The sequence below is a fragment of the Lactobacillus nasalidis genome, assembly GCF_016587775.1.
Lineage (GTDB): Bacteria > Bacillota > Bacilli > Lactobacillales > Lactobacillaceae > Lactobacillus > Lactobacillus nasalidis.
Genome location: NZ_BOCG01000649.1, coordinates 1 through 11,145, shown reverse-complemented (window position 1 = coordinate 11,145; position 11,145 = coordinate 1). Strand labels below are relative to the sequence as shown.

Annotated in this window: 14 protein-coding genes; 13 read left to right on the top strand and 1 reads right to left on the bottom strand. The window is 51.1% G+C overall.

Annotated elements, in window-relative coordinates; translation table 11 throughout:
- The 13 genes from lacNas_RS12360 to lacNas_RS12300 all read left to right on the top strand — a co-directional run.
- A partial coding sequence (locus lacNas_RS12360; RefSeq protein WP_280515449.1) for a penicillin-binding transpeptidase domain-containing protein occupies positions 1-537 on the top strand: 537 nt, incomplete at its 5' end.
- A gap of 86 nt (positions 538-623) precedes the next feature.
- Positions 624-773 (top strand): 50S ribosomal protein L33, encoded by a 150-nt coding sequence (rpmG, locus tag lacNas_RS12355; protein WP_002879260.1) that lies wholly within the window; start codon positions 624-626, stop codon positions 771-773.
- 54 nt (positions 774-827) lie between these two features.
- Positions 828-1,388 (top strand): 5-formyltetrahydrofolate cyclo-ligase, encoded by a 561-nt coding sequence (locus lacNas_RS12350; RefSeq protein ID WP_201331603.1) that lies wholly within the window; start codon positions 828-830, stop codon positions 1,386-1,388.
- Positions 1,381-2,052 (top strand): rhomboid family intramembrane serine protease, encoded by a 672-nt coding sequence (locus lacNas_RS12345; protein WP_201335914.1) that lies wholly within the window; start codon positions 1,381-1,383, stop codon positions 2,050-2,052. The genes lacNas_RS12350 and lacNas_RS12345 overlap by 8 nt, the downstream gene beginning before the upstream one ends.
- Entirely contained in the window at positions 2,049-2,276 is a 228-nt protein-coding gene (locus lacNas_RS12340; protein ID WP_201330074.1) for a YqgQ family protein, read from the top strand. The genes lacNas_RS12345 and lacNas_RS12340 overlap by 4 nt, the downstream gene beginning before the upstream one ends.
- A gap of 60 nt (positions 2,277-2,336) precedes the next feature.
- Positions 2,337-2,738, top strand: a complete 402-nt coding sequence (locus tag lacNas_RS12335; protein WP_201330073.1) for a rhodanese-like domain-containing protein — start codon at positions 2,337-2,339, stop codon at positions 2,736-2,738.
- Positions 2,739-2,818: 80 nt separating this feature from the next.
- Positions 2,819-3,748, top strand: a complete 930-nt coding sequence (miaA, locus tag lacNas_RS12330; protein ID WP_201330072.1) for a tRNA (adenosine(37)-N6)-dimethylallyltransferase MiaA — start codon at positions 2,819-2,821, stop codon at positions 3,746-3,748.
- Positions 3,741-4,997 (top strand): methionine gamma-lyase family protein, encoded by a 1,257-nt coding sequence (locus tag lacNas_RS12325; protein WP_201330071.1) that lies wholly within the window; start codon positions 3,741-3,743, stop codon positions 4,995-4,997. Before miaA ends, lacNas_RS12325 begins: the two co-directional genes overlap by 8 nt.
- A gap of 136 nt (positions 4,998-5,133) precedes the next feature.
- Positions 5,134-6,471: a type I glutamate--ammonia ligase gene (gene glnA / locus lacNas_RS12320; RefSeq protein ID WP_201330070.1), complete on the top strand. Its 1,338-nt coding sequence runs from the start codon at positions 5,134-5,136 to the stop codon at positions 6,469-6,471.
- A 244-nt stretch (positions 6,472-6,715) separates the two neighbouring features.
- Positions 6,716-7,936 (top strand): MFS transporter, encoded by a 1,221-nt coding sequence (locus lacNas_RS12315; protein WP_201330069.1) that lies wholly within the window; start codon positions 6,716-6,718, stop codon positions 7,934-7,936.
- 100 nt (positions 7,937-8,036) lie between these two features.
- Positions 8,037-8,408, top strand: coding sequence for a hypothetical protein (locus lacNas_RS12310; RefSeq protein ID WP_201330068.1), 372 nt, complete (start codon positions 8,037-8,039; stop codon positions 8,406-8,408).
- A gap of 392 nt (positions 8,409-8,800) precedes the next feature.
- Positions 8,801-8,944: a hypothetical protein gene (locus tag lacNas_RS12305; protein ID WP_201330067.1), complete on the top strand. Its 144-nt coding sequence runs from the start codon at positions 8,801-8,803 to the stop codon at positions 8,942-8,944.
- Positions 8,945-8,986: 42 nt separating this feature from the next.
- On the top strand, positions 8,987-9,247 hold the full coding sequence (locus tag lacNas_RS12300; protein WP_201330066.1) for a hypothetical protein: 261 nt from the start codon (positions 8,987-8,989) through the stop codon (positions 9,245-9,247).
- A 193-nt stretch (positions 9,248-9,440) separates the two neighbouring features.
- Here the strand turns inward: lacNas_RS12300 and lacNas_RS12295 are convergent.
- Positions 9,441-11,145, bottom strand: a 1,705-nt coding sequence (locus lacNas_RS12295; protein WP_201346906.1) for an oleate hydratase, incomplete at its 5' end; no start/stop codon positions are given.

Below are 11,145 nucleotides of genomic sequence, written 5' to 3'. Positions count from 1 at the left end.
GAATCCTACGGGAACTATGACGCCTACACGCCGATTCAGCTGGTGCAGTATGTGTCCACGATTGCCAACGGCGGCTACCGGATGCAGCCGTATGTTGTGCAGTCGATTGGCCGCACCAGCAGCGACGGTAAGCACTTCTACACTTATTACAACAAGAAGCCGACGGTCCAGTTCAAGATTCCGTGGACGACGTCGGAACTGGCGGTCATCAAGCAAGGGTTTTACCAGGTTGTCCACGGCACGAACTCCTGGGGGACGGCCCACGCGCTGAAGAATGTCAAGCCGTCGATTTCCGCCAAGACGGGGACGGCCCAGACCTTCTACTACAACACCAAGACCGGGAAATCAACCGACACGGAACTGATCAACGAAACGATGGTCGGCTGGGCTTCCTCAAACAACCCGCAGATCGCCTTCGCGATCGTCTTTGCCGGGATTGACCCGGACCTGGAAGGCAGCTACAACAAGAACATGGCCAAGGCAATGGTCACTTCTTACTACAAGCTGCACAAGGGCAAGTTCTCCAGCACAAAGTAAAAGTTAATTTTAATAGATAACTTGCTCTTTGCCCTTGAAAATGTTATTATTGTACAGTCAGATATTAATTGTAGGTGGTGAAAATAATGGCAGACAACATCATTTTAGAATGCACCGAATGTGGCGACAGAAGTTACTTATCTAAGAAGAACAAGCGTAAGCATCCGGAACGTTTGACCTTGAAGAAGTATTGCCCAGTTGAAAGACAGGTAACTCTTCACCGCGAGACTAAGTAATAAAAGATAGCAGGTCGAAAGGCCTGCTTTTTTTTATAAGCAGGGGGATCCAGAATGAATAAAAAAGAATTCCGGGTCTGGCAGCGCCAGCGGCTGGAGCAGTTTGCCGCCAGCCGGCAAAAGCAGCTGGAAGACCAGGAACTGGCGGCCCAGGCCCTGGAGCATCCTTTGGTCCGGCAGGCATGGAAGATCGGGGTAACCATGCCCCTGCCGCTGGAAGTGGACACGCGGCCTTTGCTGGCGCGTCTGCGGGCACAGGGCAAGCAGCTGTATCTGGCCAAGTGCCGGCCTGGCTGGCAGCTGGACTTCGTGAAATGGGATGCCGGCACGCCCCTCCAACAGACGAAATTTGGCGTCTGGGAAGTGGCCGGAGATGGTGAAAGCGCTCAGGATCTGGACCTGCTGCTGGTGCCGGGCCTGGCCTTCAGCCCGGAGGGCAAGAGCCGGATCGGTTTTGGCGGGGGCTACTATGACCGCTTTTTGGCCAAGCACCAGGTCAAGACTCTGGCCCTGGTCAACTCGGCCATGTTCTTCCCGCACCCGGTCTGGGCAACGCAAGAGCATGACAAGGCAATGGATGATTTGATAATTGTAAAGGAGGCCGGCGATGAATAATCTGCGGCGAAATTATGTAACGGTAGGGCTAGTGGTGGTCCTGTTCGTCGTTTTCCTGGCGGAGACTTTTATGGGCGGATCGGAAAGCACCGCGGTTTTGCTGAAGATGGGGGCCATGTTCAACCCGGCCGTAGTGGTCGAGGGCCAGTGGTGGCGGCTCTTCACGGCGCAGTTTCTGCACATTGGGATCATGCACATCGCTTCCAACGCGATCATGATCTACTATGTCGGCCAATATGCTGAGCCAATTTTCGGCCACGGCCGCTATCTGCTGATTTACCTGCTCTCTGGGGTTGGCGGCAGTCTCTTGACGCTGGCTTTCGGCAGCGACAAGTCCATCAGCGCGGGCGCTTCGACGGCCTTGTTCGGCCTTTTCGGGGCCATGGCCTGCGTTGGCCTGAAAGACCGCGACAATACGATCCTTTCCTTTTTGGGCCGGCAGGCTTTGGCGCTGGCAGTGATCAACCTGGTGTTGGACGTCTTCATGCCCGACGTTGACCTGCTGGGCCACCTGGGCGGCCTGATCACGGGGGCTTTGCTGGCGGTCCTGCTGGGGGACGCGACCTACCAGAACTACCGCCGCAGCAGCCGGCTTTTGGCGGCAGCAGGGCTGATTGCTTATGTGGTTTTGACCCTGCGTTTGGGAATGACGGTGACGATATGACAGTCTTAAAGAATCTATACGACGTGCAGCAGCTGCTGAAGAAGTACGGCATCCTGGTTCACTTGGGCAAGCGGAAGTGGGACATCGAGCTGATGGCAATCGAGCTCGATAATCTTTACAAGTCGGGTCTTTTGGAGAAAAAGCTCTACCTGAACGCAAAACTGGTGCTTAACCATGAACACGAGTACGAAGAGCGGCTGGAACGCGAAAAAAGACTGGACTAGCTGGTTTAAGCAATGATTTAGCGTTATCATAGGATAGGACTTTGTAAAAGGAGCTTTTTCATGAGTAATTTTTTAATCGTTCTGGACGTCATCTTGGGCGTCATTCTGCTGGCCTTCCTGGCTTTTTGGGCTTACAACCGGATCCAGGCCAAGCGCCTGGGCGGGGAATTGACCAACGAAGAATTCCGTGCCGGAATGCGGAAGGCACAAATCATCGATGTCCGTGAAGCAGACGAATTCAAGCGTGAGCATATTGACGGGGCAAGAAACATCCCTTACACCATGTTCAAGTACCAATATTCGGAACTGCGTCCGGACCTGCCGGTTTACCTGTATTCAGATTCACTGACCATGACCCTGCGTTGCGCCGGCATCCTGCGCAAGCACGATTTCACCAAGGTCTTCTATCTGAAGGACGGCTACTCACAATGGAATGGCCGCAAGAAGAGTTCCAAGAATTAAACTGAAAGCTTGCTGAGAAAATTTCTCAAGCAGGCTTTTTTGGTTTATGATTGAAGAAGAAAAAATCGCAGGAGGAATTTATGCAGAAAGTAGTTGCCATCGTTGGGCCAACCGCCGTTGGCAAGACCAGTCTGGCGATCGCGCTCGCCAAAAAGCTGGACGGGGAGATCGTCTCCGGGGATTCCATGCAGATCTACCGGGAAGTCGCCATCGGCACGGCCAAGGCCAGTCCCGAAGAACAGGCCGAGGTGCCGCATTATCTGGTGGACGCCCATTCGGTCTTTGAAGACTTTTCCGTCAAGAATTTCGTCGATGAGGCCCGCCAGGCCATCAGCACGATCGCGGGAAAGGGGAAGTTGCCGATCGTTGCCGGCGGGACCGGCTTTTACGTCAATGCCCTGTTAAACGACATGCAGCTTGGCGACCGGCAGGATGAGGCTGCCAGTGTCGACCAGGAATGGGAAGACTACCTGGCCGTTAATGGCCCCCAGGCCTTGTGGGATGAACTGAACCGCCGCGATCCCGCCGCTGCCGCGAAGATTCCCGTAGCCAACAGCCGGCGCAGCCTCAGGGCCTTGAGCGTGATCAGCCGGACGGGCGGGCTTTTTTCCAAGCAGCAGGCAGAGATCAAGCCGCGCTATGACTACCTGATCATCGGCCTAAATAGCGACCGCCAGCAGGTCTACCAGCGGATCAACCACCGGGTGGATTTGATGATGGAGGCCGGCCTTTTGGAAGAAGCCCGTTTTGTTTATGAAAACCGCGGCCGGGAGCACCAGGTCCTGCAGGCCATCGGCTACAAGGAATTTTTCCCGTACTTTGCCGGCCAGGCCAGCCTAAGCGACTGCATCACCGCGCTCAAGCAGGCCTCAAGGCGCTATGCCAAGCGGCAGCTGACCTACTTTAGAAACAAGCTGCCGGTTGAATGGTATGACCCTTTGGCGGATCCGGACTGCACGGAAAAAGTTTATGTCAGAATAAGAGAATGGATGAAGGAAGAAAATGCGTAAGCTAGCAGAAGAATTAAAGGAAATCATTGCTGACGTTGACCGGGAAATCGCCCCTCGTTTAAGGGAGATCGATGACCAGGTCCTTTTTAACCAGGAAAAGGTCTTAAAGGCCTTTGTTGATCATCAAGTAGCTGAAGCAGACCTGAAAGGGACCAATGGCTACGGCGATGACGACGAAGGCAGAGACAAGCTGGAAGCCATCTACGCCCAGGTTTTTCACACTGAAGACGCCTTGGTGCGCCCGCAGTTCGTTTCCGGCACCCATACCCTGGCAGTGGCCCTGGACGGGAACCTTTTGCCAGGCGAGACCTTGACTTATTTGACCGGGATGCCGTATGACACCATGCAGCAGGTCATCGGCCTGGCCCCGAAGAAGCGGGGGACTTTGATTCAAAAAGGGATCAATTTCTCATACGTGCCTTTAAACAAGGAAGGCGGGGTCGACTACGATGAAGCCGAAAAGGTCCTCAAGCGCGACCAGCCGCACATCGTGGTTATCCAGCGGTCCCGGGGCTATGACACCCGGCAGAGCTACACGGTTGACCAAATTAAAGAAATGACCGCTTTTGTCAAAAAGGTCAGCCCAGAGAGCCTGGTCTTTGTCGACAACTGCTACGGGGAATTTTCCGAAAAGCACGAGCCAACTGAATACGGGGTCGACTTTATGGCTGGCTCCTTGATCAAGAATGCCGGCGGCGGGATTGCCCAGACTGGCGGCTACATCGTCGGCAAGCAGGAATTGGTTGAAAACGCGGCCATCCGCTTGACGGCGCCGGGGATTGGCAAGGAAGAAGGGGCCACCTTGACCAACATGCATGAGTTTTACGAAGGCTTCTTCCTAGCGCCGCACACGACCGGTGAGGCCATCAAGGGGATGATCTTCGCGGCGGCTCTGCTGGAGAAGATGGGCTGCCAGGTGACCCCGAAGTGGAACGAACCGCGGACTGACTTGATTCAGACGATCATCTTCAACGATCCGGAAAAGATGATCAATTTTACTAAAGAAGTTCAGAAAAATTCGCCTATTGACTCCTTCGTTGAGCCAATCCCAAGCGACATGCCGGGTTACGAGGATAAAGTCATCATGGCAGCCGGCAATTTCGTCTCTGGTTCAACCATGGAATTCTCCGCGGACGGCCCAATCCGGCCGCCTTACGCCCTCTACATGCAAGGTGGTCTAACTTATGCCCACGATAGAATAGCGGTTACAAATGCCGTAAATCATTTATTTTTTAAGGAAAATGCCTAAAAGACCTTTTTTATTAAAAAAGTCTTTAGACCAATTTGACCTCAAGCGGTCAGAGTGGTATCTTTAAAGCATCGATTAGCACAGAGCCAATTGATTAGTTGATCGTAAATTATTCTTAATTTTTAAAGGTGAGAACATGAGCAAGGTATTTACTGAAGAAGAAATTCGCAAAGATGTAGAGGAAAAGAACGTTCGCTTTTTGCGCCTGGCCTTTACCGACATTAACGGCACGCTGAAGAACCTGGAAGTTCCAGTCAGCCAATTGGATGACGTTTTGGGCAACCAGACCCGCTTCGACGGCTCATCAATCGACGGTTTTGTTCGCTTGGAAGAAAGCGACATGGTTTTGTACCCAGACCTGTCAACTTGGTCAGTTCTGCCATGGACTACTGTTGAAGAAGGCACGATCGGCCGCTTGATCTGCTCCGTTCACAACGTTGACGGCACCCCGTTTGACGGTGACCCACGCAACAACTTGAAGAAGGTTGTTTCTGAAATGAAGGACATGGGCTTCAGCGACTTTGAAATTGGTTTTGAAGCAGAATTCTTCCTCTTCAAGGAAGGCGAAAATGGTGAAGCTACTACCACTGTTTCAGACCACAGCTCTTACTTCGACATGGCTTCTGAAGACGAAGGCGCCAAGTGCCGCCGGGAAATCGTTGAAACTTTGGAAAAGTTGGGCTTCAGAGTTGAAGCTGCCCACCACGAAGTCGGCGATGGCCAACAAGAAATCGACTTCCGCTTCGACAACGCTTTGGCAACTGCCGACAAGCTGCAAACCTTCAAGATGGTTGTCAAGACGATCGCCCGCAAGTACCACTTGTACGCAAGCTTCATGGCTAAGCCAGTTGAAGGTCTTGCCGGCAACGGGATGCATACCAACATGTCCCTCTTCAAGGACGGCAAGAACGCCTTCTACGACAAGGACGGCCAATACCACCTGTCAACGACTGCTTTGACTTTCTTGAACGGGATTTTGGAACACGCCCGGGCAATTACCTGCGTTGCCAACCCAACGGTCAACTCATACAAGCGTTTGATCCCTGGCTTTGAAGCACCAGTTTACATTTCATGGGCAAGCCGCAACCGGTCACCAATGGTCCGGATTCCAAACGCCAACGAAGTCGGCACTCGTCTGGAAATGCGGTCAGCTGACCCAACTGCCAACCCATACCTGCTTTTGTCAGCCTGCCTGAAGGCTGGTTTGACCGGGATCAAGGAAGGCAAGCTGCCAATGGCACCGGTAACTTCAAACTTGTTTGAAATGAACGATGACGAACGCAAGGACCTTGGCATCAAGCCGCTTCCTTCAACCCTGCACAACGCAATCAAGGCCTTCAAGGAAGACGACGTGATCAAGTCAGCCTTCAGCGAACACATCGTTGACAGCTTCCTGGAAATGAAGGAAACTGAATGGGCTCTGTACACGCAATCAGTTTCAGAATGGGAAGTAAAGCGTTACTTCAACTACTAAAATTCAGAATAAAGTATTTATCTTTGACTAATCAAAAAGCCTGCTTCTTTCAGAAGCGGGCTTTTTTGCTGGGGAAGAAACTTAATTATCTTAACCGGGACCAGCAAGTGCAAACGCTCTTTTAGCAAATTCTTGTGGAAAGATAAGGGATTTTGGCCAGCCTTAGCGTCAGCGCCAAAAATATGGTAAAATCTAATTTGTTTTTAAGAAAATATCATAGATAAAAACTAAAGAAGGTTCAATTGTGAGTAGCAAGAGCGCAAGTATTTCATCGCCAAAAGAAGGGCGAATGCGGCAGGAGAAGAGCAAGTCGATCTATTCAAAAGACGTGGTTTTGGTGATGATCGCTTCTTTTCTCTTTATGTTCGGCACGATGTTCAACAACCCTTTGATCAACGGCTACGCTGAAAGCCTGGGCGCAAGCAGCATTTTGGCCGGGGTGATCGTCGGGATCATGAGTTTCGCGGCCATGTTTTTGAGACCGATTGCCGGCAACTTGACTGACAAGTTCTCCAAGTACCAGTTGTCTTTCATCGGCGGGGTGCTGATCTTCGTCGGGATCGTCGGCTACATCATTTCACCTAATGGCGAGCTGCTGCTCTTGTTCAGAATGATCAACGGGACCGGCTTTGTCCTCTGCACCGTCTGCATGACGACCTGGATTGCCTTTTTGGTGCCGCGCCAGCACGTCGGGGCGGCCATGGGCCTCTACGGGCTGATGAATGCCCTGGCCATGTCGGTTGCGCCGGCCATTTCGATCAACCTCTACAAGGTGATCGGCTACCGGCAGGCCATGATGCTGCCGGCAGTTGCTACTTTGATCATGATCATCATCATTCAGTTTGTCAGCAACCACGCGGTTCCCAAGCCCCGTGAACGGGAGAAGAAGCAGTTCAAGCTGATCTCGGTTAACGCGCTGCCAGTAGCGCTGCTGACGACTTGCTTTGGCCTGCCATACTTTGTCACGCAGGCCGACATCGTGACTTACGTGGCCAAGATGCATATGCCGGTAGCTGTGGGCAGCTTCTTCCTTATTTACGCGCTGGTGCTGCTTTTGATCCGGACCCTGCTCAAAAATTACTTTGACACGGTGCGCTTTGGCGTTTGGTTCTGGCTGAGTCTGGTAGCCACGGCATTTTATCTGGTGGTGCTGGCTTACATGAACAACAACTGGATGATGGCCCTGGCTGCTGCCGGCCTGGCGGTCGGCTACGGCTTGATCTACTCGGTTCTGCAGTCAACGGCGCTGCTTTTGTCACCGGCCAATGAACAGGGCCTGGGCAGCAGTACCTTCTACCTGGGCCTGGATGTCGGCATGGCCTTTGGGCCGATGCTGGCCGGGGTAGTGGCCAAGGTGCTGCCGGGCCGCTGGTTCTATCTGGTGCAGCTGATCGTGGTGCCTTTGGCCTTGATCGTTTACCTGGTTTGGCGCAAGCGCCTGAACGGGGCAATTGACAATCATTAAAATCCAAAAATTAAGCCAGCCGCCAGGCTGGTTTTTCTTTTGCCCGCTAATTGGCTATAATGAATGATAGCGTAAAGTTTTTGGAAGGAAGGTAGCAATAATGGAAAGCGAGAAATTGAAAGCAGACTACATCAATTGGCTGGCGGGGCAGACGGTTTTTAACCCTTGGTCAGATACGGTTGTCCAAGTGGAAAATGAACTGGTTGATGCATACGGCCGCAAGCCTTTTGTCCTGGTCGAAAAGAGCGGGGACAAATATACGGTAACTGATGACGGCTACCTCATGTACAAGTACAATCCTACGGAAGAAAACGAGGACTTGAATGAGTACGCGGCCGGGATGGTCATGGACGCTGGCTTTGACTTTGATAAAGACCATGCCGTGATTGCGCAGACAGTCAGTGAAGAAAGTTTGCCAGGCGCCATCAATGCCTTGATGCAGCTGGAAATCATGATTTCCTTTATTGCGTGAAAACGGCATTGAACTTTGATTGTATTATTGGGTTGACCAGTGCGCAAGCATAGAAAAGAATACGACAAATTCATCACAACTGATAATGGATCTGAGCTTGCAAACTTGTCTGATCTCGAAAAGACTTAAGCTGCAAGACTCCAGTGGAGCTTTTTGAATCAAAACATGACCGTATTTATCGTGATGCGTAATTCAAAAATATTGAATGTTATGTAAGATCTTCAACTTATTCTTGCGATTTTATGATTATTTTGACAAAAAAATCATAAAATGAAATGTAACATTTCTACAGCTAATCAAAAATTTGGAAAAAGGTTTGAAGTATTAACGATGCAGCTTTAGTATGTTATATTTTGTAGTTGTTGATGCACCTGTGAAAAAGGGAGACAGTTATGAAAAACAAAAAAATTAAGCAAAGAATTAAGATGATAAGCGTAGTTTCCTTAATTGGATTAACATTTACTCCACTTCTATCATCTACTACAGTTGCTTTTGCAGCTGAAGCAGATACTCAAAATGATAGTAATTTTAAGTAAATTTTCGGATTATTTTATATATTGTGAAGTGGCTAAATAAAAATGAAGAAATTTTTGAAGATACTTGCTATCTGTTTGTGTCTTTTTTTGATAATCGATGGCGGGCTATATATTTTATATGATTTTGACAGTATTGGTGCCTTACTTAAGCTCTTAGGTATAAAATCTGCTATCAGTGTAAGCCTTAGGTGGATCCTAATTATGGCGGCAGTTGCACTTAGAGTCAAATATGGTACGATTTTTGATTATGCATTCAGAAATCCCGGCGATGCAAGTATTCCTGAAAAGGCAAAGAACAACTAAGTTCAAGGTCATTAAGTTAAGATGTTGATATGATCGACACTAGGAGAATCGAATCTTTTTGATTCGGTTCTTTTTCTTTCCCTTTCTATAGCAAAAAAGTGAGCAGATATAAGATCTGCTCACTTCCTGTCTTTTCATTTACCGATGTGTGTAATTCAAAACTGACGAACGTTACGTAAAGCGTTCAACTTGTTTACTGGAGCAATTTTGCATCGCGCAGGAGCTCTTCCAGCCAAGTCCCTTGAACTTTCTTTAAGGCGCCCTTAACAGCGAGCTTAGGCAAAGGCAAGTCCATCTGGTCGATTGGCTTCTTGTCGTTTAAGTAGTAGGTTGCCTTCAGCAGTTCCCGGATGTCGTAGACTGAGTCAAAGACTTCCGGTACCCCGCGGTCAACGTCAAGCAGGGTGTAGACGGCTTCCATGGCTGTCCGGACTGAGTATTCAGTGGTGAAGACCGTGTCTCTGGTCGGAGATTCGGCGAAGTTGCCGATGAAGGCCAGGTTGACGGAGCCGGCTGGCACGACTGCCGGACGGTCGCCCTTCTTGCGCATCTGGAAGTAGGCAGTGACGTAAGGCATGTAAACCGGAACCGTGTTGACATAGTCATCGCCGGCATACTTCTTGATCAAGTCGTCTGGAACGCCCAAGTGGTAGAGGAGCTCTTCCGTGATTTCCTCACCCGTGCAGTCAACGACCCGCTTCTTGACATAGTTACCTGGCGTGTCGGAGTAAAGGGCGTAGATCCAGACAACGGTCTCGTTTTCCTTCTGGTCCTTGAAGTGCGGCTGCCGGTGGATGGTAAAGGAGAGCATCCAGTTGGAGTCAGTTACGGTGATGATCCCGCCGGTGTTGACCCGGTGCTGGTGGATGTCCCGCTTGGTTAAGCGCTCGAAGTATGGTTCCAGGGTGGCGTCTTTCATGGTCATGGTTGCGGAAACGTACCAGGCTCTTTCCGGAATGTTTTCGCAGAAGACTTCCGGGTGCCCGAAGGCCTCGTCCTGCTCAGCCAGGTTCTGCCACAGGTGCCAGGAGCCGCCCAGCTTGTGGGTGATTGGCGCCGGGGTGTGGTGGGTGCCGTAAGTTGAGCTTTCAACGATGGAGCCGTTGGTGACGTAAACCAGGTCGTCCGGGGTCAAGTCGATTTCCTGGTGCTCGCCGTCTTTGGTGAGAATCAGTTTCTTGGCGACTTTTTCGCCGTTGCTGGTGTCGACCAGGACATTTTCAACCTGGGTGTTGTAGGAGATGTCAACGCCGTGAGCGTCCAGGTAGGCCAGGATCGGCTTGGTCATTGACTCGTACTGGTTGTACTTGTTGAACTTCAAGGCCGACAAGTTTGGCAGCCCGTCAATGTGGTGGATGAAGCGCATCGCGTAACGGCGCATTTCAATGACTGAGTGCCACTTCTCAAAGGCAAACATCGTTGCCCAGTAGGTCCAGAAGTTGGTTTCAAAGAATTCGTCGGAGAAGTAGTCTTCGATGGAAATGCCTTCCAGTTTGTCTTCCGGAGTCATGATCAGCTTGACGATCTCGCTGGCGCACTTGCCCAAGCCGTATTGGCCGTCAGTCGGCACCCGGTCGCCGCGGTGGTGGATCAGCCGGCAGTTGGATGAGTTCGGGTCGTCCTTGTCCAGCCAAGCGTATTCGTCCAGGTAGGAAGCACCCGGAATTTCCAGGGAAGGAATCGATCTGTACATGTCCCAGAGGCATTCGAAGTGGTTTTCCATTTCCCGGCCGCCCCGGATGATGTAGCCGTATTCCGGCCGGTTGATCCCGTCCAGGGAGCCGCCGGCCAGGGCTTCTTCTTCAAGCAGGTGGATCTTCTTGCCGTCCATGTGGCCGTCGCGAATCATAAAGACGCAGGCAGCCAGACCGGCCAGACCGCCGCCGATGACATAGGCG

Excerpts from the sequence above, each read along its gene's own strand:
- rpmG (WP_002879260.1), top strand. The coding sequence starts at position 624 with ATGGCAGACAACATCATTTTAGAATGCACCGAATGTGGCGACAGAAGT.
- lacNas_RS12350 (WP_201331603.1), top strand. The coding sequence starts at position 828 with ATGAATAAAAAAGAATTCCGGGTCTGGCAGCGCCAGCGGCTGGAGCAG.
- lacNas_RS12345 (WP_201335914.1), top strand. The coding sequence starts at position 1,381 with ATGAATAATCTGCGGCGAAATTATGTAACGGTAGGGCTAGTGGTGGTC.
- lacNas_RS12340 (WP_201330074.1), top strand. The coding sequence starts at position 2,049 with ATGACAGTCTTAAAGAATCTATACGACGTGCAGCAGCTGCTGAAGAAG.
- lacNas_RS12335 (WP_201330073.1), top strand. The coding sequence starts at position 2,337 with ATGAGTAATTTTTTAATCGTTCTGGACGTCATCTTGGGCGTCATTCTG.
- miaA (WP_201330072.1), top strand. The coding sequence starts at position 2,819 with ATGCAGAAAGTAGTTGCCATCGTTGGGCCAACCGCCGTTGGCAAGACC.
- lacNas_RS12325 (WP_201330071.1), top strand. The coding sequence starts at position 3,741 with ATGCGTAAGCTAGCAGAAGAATTAAAGGAAATCATTGCTGACGTTGAC.
- glnA (WP_201330070.1), top strand. The coding sequence starts at position 5,134 with ATGAGCAAGGTATTTACTGAAGAAGAAATTCGCAAAGATGTAGAGGAA.
- lacNas_RS12310 (WP_201330068.1), top strand. The coding sequence starts at position 8,037 with ATGGAAAGCGAGAAATTGAAAGCAGACTACATCAATTGGCTGGCGGGG.
- lacNas_RS12305 (WP_201330067.1), top strand. The coding sequence starts at position 8,801 with ATGAAAAACAAAAAAATTAAGCAAAGAATTAAGATGATAAGCGTAGTT.
- lacNas_RS12300 (WP_201330066.1), top strand. The coding sequence starts at position 8,987 with ATGAAGAAATTTTTGAAGATACTTGCTATCTGTTTGTGTCTTTTTTTG.